Here is a 19,216-nt window from a genome sequence, read left to right on the forward strand (position 1 = left end):
TTGTCTCCTGATTCTGCCGGCCCCATCTTCTGACCATGTTCAAGTCCCTCACCGAACGCCTCGATAAGACCCTGTCCGCCCTACGCGGCACCGGCCGGCTGTCCGAGCAAAACATAAGAGACGCCCTGCGCGACGTGCGCATGGCGCTGCTGGAAGCGGACGTGGCGCTGCCGGTGGTGAAGGCCTTCACCGACGCCGCCCGCGACCGCGCCCTGGGCGCGGAGGTGAGCGCCAGCCTCACGCCGGGCCAGGCCTTCATCAAGATCGTCCACGAAGAGCTGCTCAAGGCCATCGGCCCCGGCGCGCCGCTGGATCTCGCCGCCCAGCCGCCGGTGGTCATCCTGCTGGCGGGCCTGCAGGGCGCGGGCAAGACCACCAGCGCCGGCAAGCTCGCGCGCTACCTCAAGGAGCGGCTGCACAAGAAGCCGCTGCTCGTCAGCACCGACGTCTACCGCCCCGCTGCGCGGGAGCAGCTCAAGAAGCTCGCGGCCCAGGTGGGCGTGGACTATTTCGACTCCGTGAGCGACCAGCCCCTCGTCATCGCCGCCGGCGCGCTCAAGGAAGCGAAGGCGCGCCTGCACGACGTGCTCATCGTGGACACCGCCGGCCGCCTGCACGTGGACCAGGAGCTCATGCAGGAAGTGCAGGCGCTCGCCGCCGCGCTCGATCCCAAGGAGACCCTGTTCGTCATCGACGCCATGGCGGGCCAGGACGCGGCCAATGCCGCCGCCGAGTTCGGCAAGGCCCTCACGCTCACCGGCGTCATCCTCACCAAGGCCGACGGCGACGCCCGCGGCGGCGCCGCGCTCTCGGTGCGCCACGTCACCGGCGTGCCCATCAAGTTCATGGGCGTGGGCGAGGACACCGCCGCGCTGGAAGCGTTCCAGCCGGACCGCGTCGTCGGCCGCATCCTCGGCATGGGCGACGTGCTGGCGCTTGTCGAACAAGCACAGCAGAAGATCGACCGGGAGAAGGGCGCCGAGCTCGCCGAGAAGCTCAAGAAGGGCAAGCGCTTCGACCTCGCCGACTACCGCGCCCAGCTGCAGCAGTTCATGTCCATGGGCGGCATGGGCGCCATGCTGGACAAGCTGCCGGGCGGTGCCGCCATGGCAGGCAAGGTGAACGGCCAGTTCGGCGACAAGGAGCTCAAGCGCCAGATCGCCATCATCGACTCCATGACCGCCAGGGAGCGGGCCAAGCCGGACCTCCTGAACGGCTCCCGCCGCCGCCGCATCGCCCAGGGCTCCGGAACCCAGGTGCAGGAAGTGAACCGCCTCATCAAGCAGTACGACCAACTCGCGGACGTGATGAAAAAAATGTCCGGCGCGGGCGGTATGGCCAAGATGATGCGGAGCCTGAAAGGGCGCTTGCCGCCCGGTTTTGGGCCCCGATAGGGCGCCGGTATCGATCAGGGTTTAAGCGGGTTTTTGGCCCTTTTCAGCCTCCGGGGCCGGTTTTCAGCCCCCAAATCGCTCGTAAGCTCTTCACTTTTCTCCGGATTTCCGTAAAATACCCTGCTCTTTTCCGGGGTCTCCCCTCAGGGCGGCCCCAAGTTTTTTATAGAGGATCAGATTTAATGGTCACCATCCGTCTTTCCCGCGGCGGCGCCAAGAAGCGCCCCTTCTACCACCTGGTCGCGACCGACAAGCGCAGCTCGCGCGACGGCCGTTACATCGAGCGCCTGGGCTTCTACAACCCGCTGGCCGCCAAGCACGAAGAGACGCTGCGCGTCGACGCCGCGCGCATGAAGCACTGGCTCTCGAACGGCGCCCAGCCGTCCGAGCGCGTGCAGTACCTGCTCAAGGAGCACAAGGTCGCGCTGTGATCCGATGAGCGGTGAGCGCAAGCGCATCGTCATCGGCAAGGTCGGCGGCCCGTTCGGCGTCAAGGGCTGGATCAAGCTCCTCTCCTGGACCGAACCGCGCGAAGAGATCGCCGGCTACTCACCCTGGCAGCTGAAGCAGGGCGAGGGCTGGAAGGAATGGAAGGTCGCCGAGTTCCGGCCCCACGGCAAGGGGCTCGCCGCCAAGCTCGTCGGACTCGACGACCGCGACCAGGCTGCCGCACTCATGGGCGCCGACATCGCGGTGTGGCGCGACCAGCTGGGCGAGCCGGCGCCCGGACAGTATTACTGGGCTGACCTCGTCGGCCTCGAAGTGAAGACCACAGAGGGTCGGAGCTTCGGCAAGGTGGATGGATTGATGGCCACCGGCGCGAACGACGTGCTGGTGGTGAAGGGAGAACGGGAACGCCTCATCCCGTTCATCCAGGGCCAGGTGATCCAGGGCGTCGACCTCGGCGCCGGGACCATCACGGTGGACTGGGATCCGGATTTCTAGAGGCTGTGATGCATATCGAAGTCGTCACGTTGTTTCCGGAGAGCGTCACAGCGCTGCTCCAGTTCGGTGTGACGGGACGCGCGGTGGAGCGCGGTCTGCTGCAGGTGGGCACGAGCAACCCGCGCGACCATGCCACCGACCGTCACAAGACCGTGGACGACCGGCCTTACGGCGGCGGCCCCGGCATGGTGATGAAGGTCGAGACCCTGCGCGCGGCCATCCGCGAGGCGAAGGGGAAGGCGGGCCCCGGGGCGAAGGTGATCTACCTCAGCCCGCAAGGCCGGCCGCTGGACCAGGCGGGCGTGCGCGAGCTGTCGCGGCACCCGGCGCTGGTGCTGGTGGCGGGACGCTACGAGGGCGTGGACGAGCGCCTGATCGAGACCGAGGTGGACGAAGAGTGGTCCATCGGCGATTACGTGCTGTCCGGCGGCGAGCTGCCGGCACTGGTGATGGTGGACGCGCTGGCGCGGCTCATCCCCGGGGCGCTGAACGACGAGGAGTCGGCCGCCCAGGACTCGTTCGAGAACGGGCTCCTGGATTGTCCGCACTACACGCGGCCCGAGGAGATAGACGGGCGGCGGGTGCCGGAGGTGCTGCTCTCGGGCGACCACGCGGCGATACGCCGCTGGCGCATGAAAGAGATGCTGGGACGGACCTGGAAGCGGCGTCCGGACCTGTTGCAGAAGTTGGAATTGAGCGCGGAACAGGAGAAGTTGCTCGAGGACTTCATCCGCGAACACGGCGATAAAACGGTTTGAACAAGGGTAATGCAGTCATGAACAAGATCATCCAGGCGGTCGAAGAAGCGCAGTTGAAGAAGGTCCCGGCCTTCGAGCCCGGCGACACCGTGGTGGTGCAGGTCAAGGTGAAGGACGGCGAGCGCGAGCGCCTGCAGGCCTTCGAGGGCCTGGTCATCGCCATGAAGAACCGCGGCCTCAACTCCTCCTTCACCGTGCGCAAGATCTCGCACGGCGAGGGCGTGGAGCGCACCTTCCAGACCCACAGCCCGGTGATCGGCGGCATCGAAGTGAAGCGCAGGGGCGACGTGCGCCGCGCCAAGCTGTACTACCTGCGCGATCTCGCCGGCAAGGCCGCCCGCATCCGCGAGAAAGTCTGAGCCAAGCTCTGCTGCTAGACTAAACGGGCGCCCTCGGGCGCCCGTTTTCTTTCCGGGGTACTAAGGATGCCGCAGCTTCGCCCACTCGCCATCGGCCTGCTCGCCGCGCTGCTCGCGGCGGGCGGCGCCCATGCGGCGAAGGCACCGGCCCCGAAGCCCGCCGCCGCCAAGAAGGCGCAGCCCAAGGCGGCCGCCAAGCCCACGCAGCCGAAACCCGCTCCTGCCGCGGCCACCGCCGCGCCGCCGCCGGTGGATCCCAACCTCATCAGCCTCGAGACCGTGAGCGGCATGTCCGAGGCGGGCGCGCCGCGCCTGGCGCTCGGCATCATGGACCGCGACCAGCCGGACCCCGCCAAGGATCCCGCCGGCTGGATGAGCTGGGAGCGCGAGCGCATCTACATCTACCAGTCGAGCCACGCCTGGAAAGCGGTGGTGCGGCGCATGGGCAAGCTGCCGAAGGACGCGACGCCGGACTTCCGCGCCTGGGAAGCCATGCAGGCGGCGGACGCCTGGCTGCACATGGGCGACGGCGCCAAGGCGCTCGCCCTGGTGCAGCCCCTCATCTGGGACGAGAAACACCCGCCGGACGAGCGCGACCTCGCGGCGCTGCGCCAGCTCGTGATCCGCTGCTACACCTCCCTCGGCCGGCTCGACGACGCCCAGGCCGCGGTGATCCGCTACCGCCAGGACTACCCGAAGGACGCCGGCGCCTGGCCGCTGCTGGAAGCGCGCCTGTTCCTGAGGTCCGGCCAGCCCCAGTCCGCGCTCGACGTGCTGCAGGACGTGGCCGGCGACGAGGCGGACATGCTCGCGCTCCTCGCCTCGCTGCGCAGCGGCACGCTCACGCCGGGCGACGCCCTCGGCCAGGCGGTGAAGATCGGCAGCGACAGCAAGGCGCCCGCGGCGGAGCAGGTGCGCGCCTGGATCATCGCCGCCGAGGCAGCCGACCGGCTGCACAACCCGGCGGCGCGCATCAGCGCGCTGCAGAACGCCCTCGGCCTGCAGGACGTGCTCATCGAGCAGGACGACGTGTTCGTCCTCAGCCCCGACATGCTGTGGGACGCCTACATAAGTTACGGCGAGGCCCTCGGCAACGACCTGCAGCTCGTGGTGGGGGACGACCAGGCCTGGTTCGTGGCGGCTTCCAACCAGTACGACACTGCGCCCATCGGCGCCGCGGCGCTGTTCAGCGTCGTCGCATACCAGGCCGGCGATCCCAAGCAGTCGTCTGTGGCCCACGGCCAGTTCGCCGCGCTGCTGCAGCGCCAGCGCTACGGCGGCGTGGTGCTGCGCCACCTCTACCTCGACTCCGAGCGCTTCAAGGATCCCGAGTCCGTCCCCGCCGAAGTGCGTTATCTCCTGGTGGACGACGTGCTGGCCATGCCGGACATCCCGCTGGCCTCGCGGCTCTTGCAGGGCCTGGACTCCGCGCCGCCCGCCGCGCCCGGCGAGAAGCGCGACGAGGCAGCCGCCGAGATGGCCTGGCAGCTCAAGCGCGCCCACGTGTTCATCCTCGGCGGCGATCCCGCCGCGGGAGTCGCCTCGCTGCACAAACTGATAGAAGGTGAAGCGCCGGTCGATGTCGAGGAAGTACTGCAAGTGTTGTTCGACCTGCAGACCCTGCACCGGGACAAGGACGCGATCCCGCTGTTCGAGGCGCTGCTGGCCAAGCCCCTACCGCCGGACCAGCGCCGCCAGATGCTCTACTGGACCGCGGACTCCTACAAGGCGGTGGAGGATTTCCCCAAGGCAGCGGAGCTTTACCTGCGCTCCGCCATGCTGCCGGGCCCCTTCACCCTGGACCCCTGGGCCCAGACCGCGCGCTACCAGGCGGCGCAGATGCTTGGGCGCGCGGGCTACATCGAGGACGCGCGCCAGCTCTACCGGGGCCTGCTCAACGCCACCCGCGATCCCGCCCAGCAGGCAGTGCTGGAGCATGACCTGCAACAGCTCATGCTGCTGCCGGCCAAATCGGGCGGCGAATTGCATTGAGTGAGACCGCTCCCAATGGGTTAACAGCCTGGAATTTTGGATATGCACGAAATCACCGACACATTTGCATTGTCTAGCGGTCAACGGTGCACCTTATATCGGATCCGGCTGGACATGATTCCGGACTACTACCTGCTTTCTTTTCCTCGAGATGCTGGTGAACCATCTCCTACCGATCTCTCGGAAATGCTCGTACTCGGCATGACACGGGCTCAGTCTCTGGCCTTAGCAAGAGTAGGGGATTCCCAGGCCTACAGCGTGTTGTATAGCGGCTATAGCGCGCGCCGTGAGCAGGGCTGGCACATCCACATAATCCTGTTGACGGGGCGCTGGAAGAAGGCTTGGCTATATCTGGTACTAGCTGGAAAGAATGTGTTGCAGGCTTTGGGCCTCCGGCGTGATGACGCTCCTCGCTTCTCATAATGAACATTGAACGCTGGAGTGCGCTGCTTCGCGGGCTAGAGGTCGCGTTTGAAGACGATACGTTCTCTCAATTGCAATCGGAGTACGCGCAGAAGCATCGTCGGTATCACACGGCACGGCACATAGCCGAATGCCTGTCTGTGTTTGACGGGGTCAAAGACCTTGCAGAGCACCCACCTGAAGTGGAATGTGCACTCTGGTTTCACGATGCGATATATAGGCCAATGTCGAGATCGAACGAGGAGCGGAGTGCGAATTGGATGGCTAAATTCGGCATTAGTGTTGGCATGGCCCCTGAAAAAATAAGCCGCATTAGCACATGTATCATGGCCACGCGTCATCTAGCTCCGTCCCGCGGTGGGGACTGTGGCCTGGTAGTTGATATCGATTTGGCGATTCTCGGCGCCACCCAAAGCCGTTATGACGAATTTGAGCGCGATGTAAGAACTGAATATCGGTGGGTCCCGAAATCTATCTACAACCCCAAACGTGTAGCCATACTGAAATCATTCCTGGGTAGGCCTCGCATCTATCATTGGCAGCCTATGTTTGATCGCTTCGAGCGTAATGCTCGTATGAATGTGACCAGAGCCATTCATGCTCTCAGCGGTGTTAGTGTGTCGGCTTCCACCTAGTTAGGCCAATAATGCTCGAACGCGATTCTCTCAAAGTCCTCGAAGAAGCCCTCACTGTGCTTGAGCAGGGCTTCTCCGGTATGCCCGGCTTCCAGGCGCCCGCGCTGGACTCTCGCGGCCGCGAAGTCCTGCTCGAGACCGCGCGGCGCATGCAGGACAACTATCCCTATTTCCATCCGCTCTACGCGGGGCAGATGCTAAAGCCCCCGCACGCCATGGCGCGCCTCGCCTACATGCTCGCCCTCTGGATCAACCCCAACAACCATGCCCTGGACGGCGGCCGCGCCAGCTCCACCCTCGAGCGCGAAGCCGTCGCCGCCATCGCCACCATGTTCGGTTACAGGGAGCACCTCGGCCATCTCTCCGCCAGCGGCACCATCGCGAACCTGGAGGCTCTCTGGGTCGCGCGGCACGTTAAGTCCGGCCTGGTGCTGGCCTCGTCCCAGGCCCACTACACCCACAGCCGCATGTGCGAAGTCCTGGGTCTGTCTTTCAAGAGCGTGCCGGTGGACAGCCTCGGCCGCATGGACGTGGGCGCGCTGGAAGACCAGCTCAAGCGCGAGCCCGCCGCCACCGTGGTGGTGACCCTCGGCAACACCGCCCTCGGCGCCGTGGATCCGCTGCACGAGATCCTCCCGTTGCGGGAGAAGTACGGATTCCGTGTGCATGTGGACGCCGCCTACGGCGGCTACTTCACCTTGGTGGACAACTTGGGTTCCAATGCCCGCGCCGCCTACGACGCCGTATCTGAAGCTGACTCCATCGTGGTGGACCCCCATAAGCACGGCCTGCAGCCTTATGGCTGCGGATGCGTGCTGTTCAAGGATCCTTCCGTGGGCCGCTATTACAAGCACGACTCGCCCTACACCTATTTCACCTCCGCCGAGCTGCACCTGGGCGAGATCAGCCTGGAGTGCTCCCGCGCCGGTGCCGCAGCGGTGGCGCTCTGGGCCACCCAGCGCCTGCTGCCCATGACCCGGGGCGGCGAGTTCGCCCAGGGTCTCGCTGCAGGGCGCGCGGCGGCGCTGGAGCTGCATGCGGCCCTGTCGAAGGATGAGCGTTATCTGCCCGGCCTCGCGCCGGAGCTCGACATCGTGGTCTGGACCCTGACGGGCTCGGGCCGCAAGCAGGCAGGAGAGCGGGCGCAAGCCGTGTTCGATGCCGCAGCGGAGCGGCAGCTTCACCTCGCGCTGCTGAAACTTCCGGAGGCCCTCGCGGGCGCTTGGTGGCCCAAGCTCAAGGCGGATGCGGACACCACCGCCGCGCTGCGCTCCTGCCTCATGAAGCCGGAGCACAAGGAGTGGCTGCCTAAGATCGTCGAGGTATTGGGCGCGGCGGCTTCGGACGTGCTCGCGCGGGGCTGAATCAGCGGGTTCCCAGCAGCCTGCCCAGGGACTTCACCATCTTCTCCGGCATCAGGTAGGCGAGGGCGGTGAAGAGGGCGGTCGCGATCACGGGCGTGCGCCAGGACCAGTAGAACGGCCCGTCGCCGCCGGTCGCGTCCCACCACAGCCAGATCAGCAGGAACAGCGCGGCGCAGCTGAGGCACACCGCCAGCGCCGCGGCACTACGCTCGCCCAGTCTGTCTTGTGCTGCTTTCATGTTCTGCCCCCGTGCTTGGGCATAATATATAGCATCATATAAGAGCTTCTCGCTGAAGCATGCCTTATAAGGGGTAGAGAGCCTCAAAGCGTCGCGAGCGAAGCCGGGGCTAGGCGCGCAAGGCGAGCAGGAGGGAGTGCACTTTGATGTGCATGACCGATTGCGAGTCCGAGCGCAACGACGCCCTGGCGAGCGCAGCAGCTTTGAGTTGGTTGTTGAGCACTCAAGGATAGGGATTTATCGTGGCCCAAAAAAACTTTTTCGTGCATATCTTCGGCGGAATGTGGAAGGTCTGGGACTACTTCTGCCGTTCCATCGTCAACCTCATCATCACCATCCTGGTGCTGCTGTTCCTCGTCGGCAGCCTCACCGAGCACCGCGTCATCGTGCCGAGCTCCGCCGCCCTGGTGGTGGACATCCAGGGCCGCGTGGTGGAGCAGCTCTCCGGCCAGCCCGGCCAGCGCGCCATCGACCGCATGCTGGGCCAGAAGCGCGACCCCGAGACGCGCCTCGCCGACGTGATCGAGGCCATCGAGCGCGCGGCGGACGACAAGCGCATCAAGGCCCTGGTGCTGGCCACGGACCAGATGCAGGGCGCCGGCCTCACCAAGCTGCAGGACATCGGCCGCGCCATCCGCGACTTCAAGAAGAGCGGCAAGCCCGTGTTCGCGTTAGGGAGCGGCTACGACCAGAGCCAGTACTACCTCGCCGCCCAGGCCGACACCGTGTTCATCCACCCCCAGGGCTACGTGTTCCTGCAGGGCTACGGCGTCTACCAGCCTTACTTCAAGGACGCCCTCGACAAGCTCGGCGTGGAGTGGAACGTGTTCCGCGTCGGCAAGTACAAGTCCGCGGTGGAGCCCTTCCTGCGCAACGACATGTCGCCGGAAGCGCGCGAGGATTACGGCCAGGTGCTGGACGACCTGTGGGGCGACTACCAGAAGGATGTCACCGCCGCCCGCAAGCTGCCGGGCGAGGCCATCAAGGACTACATCGGCGACCTCAACACCCGCCTCGCAGCGGTGGGGGGCGACGGCGCATCGCTCGCCCTCAAGTCCCGCCTCGTGGACCGCATCGCCACCCACGACGAGATGCAGGAAGCGGTGAGCAAGGTCACCGGCACCTCCGGCCACACCTTCCGCCAGATAGATTTCCGCGACTACCTCGCCGCCGACCTCGAGCCGCGCGGGCGGGGCGGGGAAGTGGCGGTGGTGGTGGCCGCCGGCGACATCATGGACGGCGACCAGCCCCCCGGCACCGTCGGCGGGGACTCCACCTCCGAGCTCATCCGCCGCGCGCGGTATGACGACTCCGTGCGCGCCCTGGTGCTGCGGGTGGACAGCCCCGGCGGCAGCTCCTTCGCCTCGGACCTGATCCTCAGGGAAGTGGAGCTCACCAAGGAGGCGGGCAAGCCCGTGGTGGTCTCCATGGGCAGCCTCGCCGCCTCCGGCGGCTACTGGATCTCCATGGCGGGGGACCAGATCTTCGCCAGCCCCTCCACGGTCACCGGCTCCATCGGCATCTTCGGCATGCTGCCCACCTTCCAGAACACCCTCGCCAAGGTCGGCGTGCACACGGATGGGCTCGGCACCACGCCGCTCAGCGACGCGGGCGACATCACCCGCCCCATGAGCCCGCAGATGAAGGACCTGTTCCAGCAGACCATAGACCACGGCTACCAGGAGTTCATCACCAAGGTCGCGGACCACCGCCACATGAAGGTGCAGGACGTGGACGCCATCGCCCAGGGCCGGGTCTGGTCCGGCACCCAGGCCAAGAAGCTCGGCCTCGTGGACAAGTTCGGCGGCATAGAGGACGCGGAAGCCGCCGCCGCCAAGCTCGCGGGCCTGGGGTCGAACTACTCCGTCACCTATATAGAGAAGCCCCTGAGCTTCAGCGACCGGCTGCTCATGAGTCTGGCGGAGAACTCAGGGGAAGAGGGCATGCTGAAGCAGCCCAGCGCCGGCGTGGCGCCGTGGTATGGAAAGCTGCTAGACGTGGCGAAGGGGTTGGATGTGTTTAGTGATCCAAGGGGAGTCTATGCATTCTGTTTCTGTGACGTCCGGTAGGCAAACGCCACCGGCGCCCGCAGGGCGTTGTTGCGGTCCGGCTCGCAGTCGGTCATGCACACAAGAGTGCACTCCCTCCTACTCGCCTCCCGCGCCTAGCCCTGACGGGCGCGGGTGACGTTTGTAGATCCCGAAGAAGATAGTTTTCAAACGACTACCAGGATTCCCGGCATTTCGCGGCCTTTTTGACACGAATACAGGGCGGTGGGATTATTCATTTGGGGCTAGTTCTTTAATGGGAGAGGGAAGATGCTCGATAAGTTGAAATCGGACTTCGACACTATCCTTGAGCTCGTCAATAAGGCGCCAACAGCGCTTCAAGAAACCGCTTTCAAAATGATTTTGGAGCAGTGGTTTAGCGCGAACTCAATTTCAAAATCTAATTCTTCTACTCCCGGGTCTGTCGCATCTTCCGCGTCGAGCTCGCTGCTAGTACCAAGCGGTATCCCCGATTCCGTTAAACCTTTCCTCACTGCTAACGCGATAACCATAGAAATTTTAGAAAGAGTATTTCAGCCCGCAGGCCCAGGCGCTCAGTTGCTCGCGTCTTCCATACCAGGGAATGGCAGGGCAGGAATGCTGGTCAGTCTTTCTTTACTACTCTGCGTAAAGCAGGCGTTAGACACGGGAGTTTTTACTTGCACTTTGAAGAATTTGCGTGAATTGGCCGCTCACTATGACTGCTATGATCCAACGAATTTTTCTGCAACGCTGAAGGCAAATAAAAATTACTACAAGCCACGTGACAGGGGTGAGGATTTGGAACTTAGTGCCGCAGGCATGAAAAAAGCAGGAGAGATAATCAAGAGCATCGCAGCGGTTGCGTAAATGGATGTCGCGCAGTCGCTGGAGGATGTGCTCGAAGAGCTCACCTCCATACAAAAAGAAGTGAACAAGCTGACCACTGCTTCCGTCAGTGGTCAGTCCTTGCGCGGCCGCGTCAAGGATACATATAAGAAATACTGGTTACCTGTTGTTGGTGTATTGGAGTCTAGCAGTATCGTCGATACTGCCGATGTGCAAGATGTATCTGAAAACTGGAAGGCATTGGTCAAACTAGCCAGTGCCGCAAGTCCGAGAGCCCAATACAAAGCACTTCTAAAGGCGATTATCGGGAAAGTCGAGAACGAACTGCTTTATACCTACATTAAGGGCTCCGCCATCCAGACGATTGGTGATGTACTTCGTAAATTGGTTCAACCTGTCTCGGATCCTGCGCTTTTAAAATACCTCGATGAATCAATTCAATGTGCGGAGACGGGCTGCATCCGAGCATCCGTGGTCCTCGCCTGGTGTGCTATCGCTTTTAGAATACAAAAAAAACTGGCTTCACTTGGGATTACTACACTGAACGCCGAATTCGCCAAAATGAAAGCTGATAATGGGCTCATGTTTAAAACGTTCACGAAACCCTATGTGTTTTCAAGCGATCTGGACGTACAAGAAGCGGCAGATGCGCATCTAATACTTCTATGTCGATTTTTGTTGTACCTAGATGACACTCAGTATAAGCACTTAAAAGCGGCTCTCGACCTGCGGAATGGTTGTGGGCATCCGACAGGTTACCAGCCCGATCCTGTGAAACTACAAGCGTATTACGCGGATATCACGCAACTTGTACTTTTGAACCCTAAGTTCAATTAGTCAGGTTGACTAACAATCTAAATGGTACGACAAGAGGTCTCAAGATGAACACAATACCTCCAGCTTCTCTGACGGAAGCTGAGACCTTCATTCTTGAGTCATTAACGCTTGATGATGAGAGAAATAAGCGACTCGATGGGCAAATTCTGTTTGATATGTTGAAATTGCAAGGCAAGAAGCCAGTCTACTATTACTTTAGAACACAACGCGAGCTTATCGAGTTATCCAAAGAATTCAGGGCGTCTGGCTACAGATATCTACATCTTTCCTGTCACGGGAATGACGACGCCTTAGCTTTCACATTTGGATCCATTACATTTGAAGAATTCGCGGATATTTTTGATAAAAAACTTCATAACCGGCGGCTTTTCATTTCTGGATGTAGTTTAGGAAACCGAAAGTTTGCCGATCTATTGTTTGCGAAGAATGGTGGCATGTATTCAGTAATCGCACCAACGAAGCGCATTTTCTTCGATCAAGCATCCGTGTTTTGGTCTGCATTTTATTTTTTGATGCACCAACACAGTTCCAAGGAAATGAAGAAAGCGCAATTGGAGAAGGCTCTTTCGAAGCTTAGCGATTTGTTTGGCGTTTCGGTGGCTTACTATTTTCGCAATACTGCTAAGCAAGCTATTGTTGATGAGGTCATATTCAAGGGCGGTGATGCGATGTTCCCTGAGACCAAGTCGGAGGTGGACACTGCCCCAGTTGCAGTTGTTAAGAGATTTGCGAGTAACTTACTTAGTTTTGGTTCTAAAAGATGAACTGCGAGTAGGCGCCGTTTCCTTTTTTGAATGTCATCCCACTGCTCCAATTAATTCTTTCGCTTTCGCCCGCGCTTTCGGCAGGCTCTTGAATACACCTTCTGCCAACTCTCGTAACAAACTCTGCTGCTCCTGCAGCCGCAACCCATGCATCGCCACCGCCACCTGATGGGCCACGAGGCCGAATAGCCGCCGCTCTTCAAGCGAATAGGCGTCGGAAGGCCGCGGGCCCAGCACCACGAACCCCATCACCTCGCCCCGCACCGTGAGGGCGTAGGCGAAGCCTTCCTGTTCCAGGGCGCTGAAGGTATCCCGCAGGTTCACTTCCGCATCGCCGGCCTTGAGCCTGAGCAGCGCCAGGTCGTCGTTGTCCAGCTTGGCGGGGAAGGGCAGTTCTCCCTGCTTGCGCACCAGCTTCGGCCCCGCCTTGCCCTTCTGGGTGAAGTAGAGCGCCACGCCCTGGGCGCCGCTGTTCCTGTAGAGCGCGTCCATGGTGAGGTCCAGGAGCTTCTCCGGGTCTTCCACGTAGGGCGCCGTGCGGGCGAACTGGGTCAGCTCCGCTTCCGCCTTGTGCTTGTTGCGGAAGAACAGCCGGTTGATCCGCTCGTCCACCTGCCGCTTCAGGGCGTGCATGCCCATGCCCAGCACCAGCGGGATGATGAGCGCCAGGAACTTGTTGGTCTCGGAGTTGACGGTGTTGCGCTCCAGGAAGGAGAGCAGGGCCGCGAACACGCCCACCACCAGGGTGGTGATGAGGCCGTAGACCAGCGTCCGGTTCAGCACCAGCTGCAGCGACACCAGCCTGTGCTTGAGCAACGCGTAGGCGAAGCCGATGAACGCGGCGGCCTGCAGCAGGGTCATGATGAGATAGACCACCACGAAGGGCAGCGCGATCTGCACGATGGACAGCCGCATGGCATAGGCCGCCAGCAGGCCGCACAGGCTGAACAGCACCCAGCGGATGCGCGCCTGGTCCAGCGGCGCCGAGCGGCGGTAGTTGGCGGCCAGCATGTAGAGCGGCATGCCGAAGCCCACCAGGTGCAGCACCACCACCAGGTCGGGGACCACGGCGGCGCTGGTGCCGCCGAAGTAGATGGTGCCGTTGGTGTAGAGCACGCAGGCCATGTAGCTCGCCGTGACCGCCGAGAACGTCCAATGCGCGAGCCTGCGCCGCTCCGCCGCCCGCGCGGAGGCCGTGAGGTCGTCCGCCACCAGGTACAGGCCGATCAGGGTGCACACGTTCAGCACCACCGAGGTCAGCCAGGTGAATAGCACGCCGGCGGAGCCGGGCACCGGCACGACCTGCGCGATGTCCGCCAGCACGGTGGAGAGGCACCACAGCGCCACGCCGAAGGTGGCGCGGCTCTGGCCGCGCCACAGCAGGAGGAGGCCGAGCGCAGCGCTCAGCAGCATCAGCAGGTAGTTGGCCGCCGAGTTGATCTGGACGGTGAGGCTGCCGTCGAACAGGGATATCTTCTGGAACACCACCTTGATGTGGTGCAGGCCGTCGGCGCGCCGCACCGGGATGTCCAGGGTGGTGCCCACCGGCGGGTTGCTGGAGTTGCCCATGAAATAAGCGCGGGTCGCCGGAGGCAGGTCCGAGAAATAGATGAGGTCCCCTTCCTGCATCCCCTCCGGCATGGGCAGGCCCACGGAACTCGGCCGCACGGTGAGCGCCACCGTCTTGCCGGGGACGGAGTTGGCGTCGAAGGGCTGGGCCGCGAGGGGGATGAAGGGCACCGCGAGGCAGGCGCCGATGACCAGGACGCTGAACGCGGTCAGGAGGAGTTGGCGAAGGCTCATGTCTGAATCCGTCCATTTCCCCGGGGGACAGGCCCAACAAGCTACCGCGACTGCTTCCCGGCGGCAACCCAAAAAGAAGACGGCCCTCGCGGGCCGTCTTGCAGTCACAAGGCTTGGCCGCCTGCGTCACGCGGGCGTATGGGCCTTCTTCCAGTCCTGGATGGCCTTGAGGGTGTTGGTGATGTGGCCGTCTGGGTTCATGTCCGTGTACTGGTAGATGATGGTGCCGTCCGGCGCGACCACGTAGGAGGTGCGGTTCGCGTACTCCTCGTGGCCGGGCAGCAGCGCGTCGTAGGACTTCATGATCGCCTGGCTGCTGTCGTCCGCCACCGGGAACTTGCTCTGGCACTCGCTCACGGAGAACTTGTTGAGCTTGTCGATCTTGTCGTGGGACACGCCCACCACCTGCGCGCCCAGCGCGTGGTACTGGTCCATGGCCTCGGCGAACTTGTGCGCCTCGATGGTGCAGCCCTTGGTGAAGGCCTCCGGGTAGAAGTACACCACCACCGGGCCCTTCTTCAGCTCGTCCGCCAGCTTGAAGGTGAACTCCTTGCCGTCCAGCGAAGCCTGGGCGGTGAACATCGGCGCCTTGGCGCCGACGGAGAGGGCCGCGAAGGCGGGCAGGGCGAGGGCGGCCAGCGTGAGCGGGAGCAGGGTGAGCAGGCGCTTCATGAGCATCTCCTTGGCGGATTCAGGGGGTGATGATAAGCCCGTTAGGGGCTGCATGGGGGACCCGGACGCGGCGGGATTTATTCCCCGGTGAGACCGGCGACTTCATGGTCATGCCAGTGGCATGACCATCCGGTCGAACGGGCAGGCACGGATAGCCTGCCCAGTGCTGCCCGCGGAGCAGGAGAGCGAAGCGGGGGAGCTGGCGGTCGCCGCCAGCCAGAAGGTTTTGACTTAATCCAGCGACGGCTGCATCACTCGACCAAGCGGGGGTCTATCCCTCGGCCCTGAGCCAGTCCCAAGCAGCGACGGCGTCTTCAAATAGGCGTACGAAGTAGCCGCGGTTGCGGCACACGTCCTCGTAGAACTCGAACAGCTCGCGCTTGTAGTTGTCGTGGGGCACCAACACCGCCACGCGGATGGCCCGGGGCACCCCGGCCGCCTCGTAGCGGTCCGGCAGCTTGTAGATGTCGGTGACCGGGATCTCCATCTGCGCCGCACTGCAGTCCAGCATCACCCGCATCACGCCCGTCTCCAGGATGCGCTCCAGGGTCTGCCGCGTCATGCCGGCGGATTCTGCCGGCGAGAGCAGTCCGCGGTAGGTGAGCAGCAGCACTTGGCCCTGCTCGGCGAGTTCAAGCGTCCACGGCATGCGTCCCCCTCGAACGGCGCCGGGCTGGGATTAGCTCAATTCCAATCTAAAACTACTTTCCCCGATTTTCCAGACCTCATCACATCGAACCCCTGCTGGAAGTCCTGCACCTTGTAGTGGTGCGTTAGCACCGGGCTGATGTCGAGCCCGCTCTGCAGCATGGAGACCATCTTGTACCAGGTCTCGAACATCTCGCGGCCGTAGATGCCCTTGAGCACGAGGCCCTTGAAGATCACCTTGCTCCAGTCGATGGCGGCATCCGCCGGCAGCAGGCCGAGCAGCGCCACCTTGCCGCCGTGGGTCATGGTCTCCAGCATCTGGCGGAAGGCCTGCGCGTTGCCGGACATCTCCAGGCCCACGTCGAAGCCTTCCTTCATGCCGAGGTCAGCCATGGCCGACTCGAGCTTCTGGTTCATCACGTTCACGGTGCGGGTGGCGCCCATCTTCTTCGCCAGCTCCAGCCGGTATTCGTTCACGTCGGTGATCACCACGTGGCGCGCGCCCACGTGCTTGGCGATGGCCACCGCCATGCAGCCGATGGGGCCGGCGCCGGTGATGAGCACGTCCTCGCCCACGAGGTCGAAGGAGAGCGCGGTGTGGGTGGCGTTGCCCAGCGGGTCCAGGAACGCGGCCACGTCGTCCGGGATGTCGTTGGGCAGCGGGAAGGCGTTCACCGCCGGGATCGCCAGGTACTCGGCGAAGCAGCCGGGGCGGTTCACGCCCACGCCCACGGTGTTGCGGCACAGGTGGCGCCGGCCGGCGCGGCAGTTGCGGCAGTGGCCGCAGGTGATGTGGCCCTCGCCCGAGACGCGGTCGCCGACCTTGAAGCCCTGCACCTCGCTGCCGATCTCCGCCACTTCGCCCACGAACTCGTGGCCCACGGTCATGGGCACCGGGATGGTCTTGGAGGCCCACTCATCCCAGTTATAGATGTGGATGTCGGTGCCGCAGATGGCGGTCTTCTTCACCTTGATGAGCAGGTCGTTGTGGCCGATCTTGGGCTTCGGCATGTCCTGCAGCCAGATGCCTTCTTGGGCCTTAGCTTTTACGAGAGCTCTCATGGGGATTCCTTGGATTATTTGATGACGCCGTGCTTGCGGCCGACCTTGGCGAAGGCAGCAATGGCTCTATCTATATGTTCCGGCTCGTGGCCAGCGGACATCTGCGTACGGATGCGGGCCTGGTCCTTCGGCACCACCGGGAAGGAGAAGCCGATCACGTAGATGCCCTCCGCCAGCATGTCGTCGGCCATGGCCTTGGCGAGCCGCGCGTCCCCCAGCATCACGGGGATGATGGGGTGGTCCGCGCCGGCCAGCTTGAAGCCGAGCTTCTGCATGCCCTCGCGGAAGCGCTTGCTGTTGGCATGCACCTTCCTGATCAGGCTGTCGTCGCCCTCCAGCATGTCCAGCACCTTGAGAGAGGTGGCGGCGATGGCGGGCATCAGGGTGTTGGAGAAGAGGTAGGGGCGGGAGCGCTGGCGCAGCCACTCCACGATCTCCTTGCGCCCGGAGGTGTAGCCGCCCGAAGCGCCGCCCAGCGCCTTGCCGAGCGTGCCGGTGATGATGTCGATGCGGCCCATCACGCCGCGGAACTCGTGGCTGCCGCGGCCCTTCTCGCCCATGAACCCCACCGCGTGGGAGTCGTCCACCATCACCAGTGCCTGGTACTTGTCGGCCAGGTCGCAGATGCCCTTGAGGTCCGCGATGATCCCGTCCATGGAGAACACGCCGTCGGTGGCGATGAGCTTGTAGCGCGCGCCGGCCGCGTCCGCCTCCTTGAGCTTCGCCTCCAGGTCCGCCATGTCGTTATTGTTGTAGCGGAAGCGCTTGGCCTTGCACAGGCGCACGCCGTCGATGATGGAGGCGTGGTTCAGCGCGTCGCTGATCACCGCGTCCTGCTCGTCCAGGATGGTCTCGAACAGGCCGCCGTTCGCGTCGAAGCAGGACCCGTAGAGGATGGTGTCCTCCATCCCCAGGAACTTCGAGAGCCGGGCCTCCAGCTCCTTGTGCACCGTCTGGGTGCCGCAGATGAAGCGCACCGAGGACATGCCGAAGCCGAACTTGCCGAGCGACTCCTGGGCCGCCTTCACCAGCGCCGGATGGTCCGAGAGCCCCAGGTAGTTGTTGGCGCAGAAGTTCAGCACCTCCGCGCCGCCCTGCACCTTGATCGCCGCCTGCTGCGGCGTGCTGATCACCCGCTCGGTCTTGTACAGCCCCTGCTCGTGGAGGGCCTGGGTCTGCTGCTTGAGGTGGGCGAGGAGGGAGGGGTTCAAGGGAGGCTCCATAGGCCTAAAAACGCGGGCGCATTATACCAGCGTCCGAGAATGGCTCTTTTGTCCCCTGGCGTCGTTGCCTCGGGCCTCGTCATTTCGCTTCGCTATCCTGCTTCGCTCATGGTCCCGAGCGGACCTCCTGTCCGCTCGCACCCGCATGCGGGTGCCCTCACGTACTGAAGAGTACGCTCCGGTTGCTCGGCCGTCGGCGCCTAGCCAGGGGCCAAAATCCCTCATTCTCGGATGTCTCGAAAGCTACGCGCCTCACATATATGAAGGAGTACGCTCCCTCCGCGCAGCCGTCCATTCCTACCCTGGAAGCGAAATCTCTCGGTCCCGGGCGGCCCGGAAGGCGAGACTCTCAGGGCCGCGCAGATAGAGCGTCTTTGTTAGCCCGCCAGTGCGCCTGCGACGTGGAACGCCACATTGGCGAGGCTGTGTCCCAGCACCGGCACCAGCAGGCTCTTGGTCTTGAAGCGGAGCCAGCCGCCCGGGATGCTGCCGATGAAGGGGAAGAGTCCCGACATCACGTCGAACCCGATATGTCCATGGGAGTAGCTCAAGGCGTGCCAGATCCCGAATGTCACGGATGTCACGAGGATAACGGCCCACGGGATGCCATCGACGTGGGGCTTGCGGTTGATGAGCATGAGGAGGATCGCCGGAGCGACGCCCCGATAGGCAAGTTCCTCCGCCAATCCCGGCATGGTCGCCTGGAACGCCAGCGTCTCCGCGTCCGGCACGCCGGGCTTGAACAGGAACCCGAGGCAGGCTCCCCACACGATGAAGAGGCCCAAGGCGATCCATGCGATGCGGGGATGCTCCTGCCTGCGCAGGCCGACGGCGTCGGGCGAAAGGCGCAGCGAGATGATGACGATCGCCGCGAACATCAGGCTCAGGATCTTTCCGGTCCAATTCCAGTGTCCTGGGATGAGGTCGAGTGCCGGCAAGAGAGCGGGAAGGCCGGTCACGAAGTCGTCCAGCGAGAGGTAAAGAGCGAAGAGCACCGCTCCCACCAGGAGGATGCGCCTGTCCAGGCTCTTTGCTAGCAAGGCGAGCACCAGTGCGGCGGACATGAAGGTCAGGGAGAACATCAGCGTATCCATCGATACCCTCCAAGAGATTGCGGTCTGGCACGGGCGATGTTTCGCGGGTCTTAAAGCAGCTACCGGACTGCAGAGGAGGATATTCCATAACGCTGTCCGGCACCTGCCGGGCGATGTCGGTCAACCCCC

Annotated in this window: 18 protein-coding genes; 11 read left to right on the plus strand and 7 right to left on the minus strand. The window is 63.3% G+C overall.

Annotated elements, in window-relative coordinates; translation table 11 throughout:
• The first annotated feature begins 35 nt into the window (after positions 1-35).
• From ffh to VF651_09090, 7 genes are all read left to right on the plus strand, one after another.
• Positions 36-1,394, plus strand: coding sequence for a signal recognition particle protein (gene ffh, locus VF651_09060; protein HEX7965852.1), 1,359 nt, complete (start codon positions 36-38; stop codon positions 1,392-1,394).
• 182 nt (positions 1,395-1,576) lie between these two features.
• Positions 1,577-1,825 (plus strand): 30S ribosomal protein S16, encoded by a 249-nt coding sequence (gene rpsP, locus VF651_09065; GenBank protein ID HEX7965853.1) that lies wholly within the window; start codon positions 1,577-1,579, stop codon positions 1,823-1,825.
• 4 nt (positions 1,826-1,829) lie between these two features.
• The gene (rimM, locus tag VF651_09070) at positions 1,830-2,339 is read left to right on the plus strand and encodes a ribosome maturation factor RimM (GenBank protein ID HEX7965854.1); all 510 of its coding nucleotides are present in this window, start codon (positions 1,830-1,832) and stop codon (positions 2,337-2,339) included.
• An 8-nt stretch (positions 2,340-2,347) separates the two neighbouring features.
• Entirely contained in the window at positions 2,348-3,097 is a 750-nt protein-coding gene (trmD, locus tag VF651_09075) for a tRNA (guanosine(37)-N1)-methyltransferase TrmD (GenBank protein ID HEX7965855.1), read from the plus strand.
• A gap of 17 nt (positions 3,098-3,114) precedes the next feature.
• A complete protein-coding gene (gene rplS, locus VF651_09080) occupies positions 3,115-3,456 on the plus strand; it encodes a 50S ribosomal protein L19 (protein ID HEX7965856.1) in 342 nt (113 codons plus the stop codon).
• A 66-nt stretch (positions 3,457-3,522) separates the two neighbouring features.
• Positions 3,523-5,448 carry a hypothetical protein gene (locus VF651_09085; GenBank protein ID HEX7965857.1) on the plus strand — a complete coding sequence of 642 codons (1,926 nt, stop codon included), beginning with the start codon at positions 3,523-3,525 and terminating at the stop codon, positions 5,446-5,448.
• Positions 5,449-6,517: 1,069 nt separating this feature from the next.
• The gene (locus VF651_09090; protein HEX7965858.1) at positions 6,518-7,870 is read left to right on the plus strand and encodes an aminotransferase class V-fold PLP-dependent enzyme; all 1,353 of its coding nucleotides are present in this window, start codon (positions 6,518-6,520) and stop codon (positions 7,868-7,870) included.
• A 1-nt stretch (position 7,871) separates the two neighbouring features.
• Here the strand turns inward: VF651_09090 and VF651_09095 are convergent, their stop codons facing one another.
• Complete coding sequence (locus VF651_09095) at positions 7,872-8,108, minus strand: hypothetical protein (GenBank protein ID HEX7965859.1); 237 nt, start codon at positions 8,106-8,108, stop codon at positions 7,872-7,874.
• Between the two features lie 242 nt (positions 8,109-8,350).
• Here VF651_09095 and sppA point away from each other — a divergent pair, with 242 nt between their 5' ends.
• From sppA to VF651_09115, 4 genes are all read left to right on the plus strand, one after another.
• Positions 8,351-10,177, plus strand: coding sequence for a signal peptide peptidase SppA (sppA, locus tag VF651_09100; GenBank protein ID HEX7965860.1), 1,827 nt, complete (start codon positions 8,351-8,353; stop codon positions 10,175-10,177).
• A gap of 249 nt (positions 10,178-10,426) precedes the next feature.
• Positions 10,427-11,005, plus strand: a complete 579-nt coding sequence (locus VF651_09105; GenBank protein HEX7965861.1) for a hypothetical protein — start codon at positions 10,427-10,429, stop codon at positions 11,003-11,005.
• Positions 11,006-11,821 (plus strand): hypothetical protein, encoded by an 816-nt coding sequence (locus VF651_09110; GenBank protein ID HEX7965862.1) that lies wholly within the window; start codon positions 11,006-11,008, stop codon positions 11,819-11,821.
• A 44-nt stretch (positions 11,822-11,865) separates the two neighbouring features.
• A complete protein-coding gene (locus tag VF651_09115) occupies positions 11,866-12,585 on the plus strand; it encodes a hypothetical protein (GenBank protein ID HEX7965863.1) in 720 nt (239 codons plus the stop codon).
• A 33-nt stretch (positions 12,586-12,618) separates the two neighbouring features.
• Here VF651_09115 and VF651_09120 read toward each other — a convergent pair whose 3' ends face one another.
• The 6 genes from VF651_09120 to VF651_09145 form a co-directional block, all read right to left on the minus strand.
• A complete protein-coding gene (locus VF651_09120; GenBank protein ID HEX7965864.1) occupies positions 12,619-14,388 on the minus strand; it encodes a GAF domain-containing protein in 1,770 nt (589 codons plus the stop codon).
• 126 nt (positions 14,389-14,514) lie between these two features.
• Positions 14,515-15,060, minus strand: coding sequence for a peroxiredoxin (locus VF651_09125; GenBank protein ID HEX7965865.1), 546 nt, complete (start codon positions 15,058-15,060; stop codon positions 14,515-14,517).
• 271 nt (positions 15,061-15,331) lie between these two features.
• Positions 15,332-15,709, minus strand: coding sequence for a hypothetical protein (locus VF651_09130; GenBank protein ID HEX7965866.1), 378 nt, complete (start codon positions 15,707-15,709; stop codon positions 15,332-15,334).
• 35 nt (positions 15,710-15,744) lie between these two features.
• Positions 15,745-16,770, minus strand: coding sequence for an L-threonine 3-dehydrogenase (gene tdh, locus VF651_09135; GenBank protein HEX7965867.1), 1,026 nt, complete (start codon positions 16,768-16,770; stop codon positions 15,745-15,747).
• Positions 16,771-16,784: 14 nt separating this feature from the next.
• Positions 16,785-17,981, minus strand: a complete 1,197-nt coding sequence (locus VF651_09140) for a glycine C-acetyltransferase (GenBank protein ID HEX7965868.1) — start codon at positions 17,979-17,981, stop codon at positions 16,785-16,787.
• A 389-nt stretch (positions 17,982-18,370) separates the two neighbouring features.
• Complete coding sequence (locus VF651_09145; GenBank protein ID HEX7965869.1) at positions 18,371-19,087, minus strand: CPBP family intramembrane glutamic endopeptidase; 717 nt, start codon at positions 19,085-19,087, stop codon at positions 18,371-18,373.
• Positions 19,088-19,216 lie beyond the last annotated feature (129 nt).

Source organism: Gammaproteobacteria bacterium (assembly GCA_036383255.1).
Classification (GTDB): Bacteria; Pseudomonadota; Gammaproteobacteria; order Natronospirales; family REEB76; genus DASUBN01.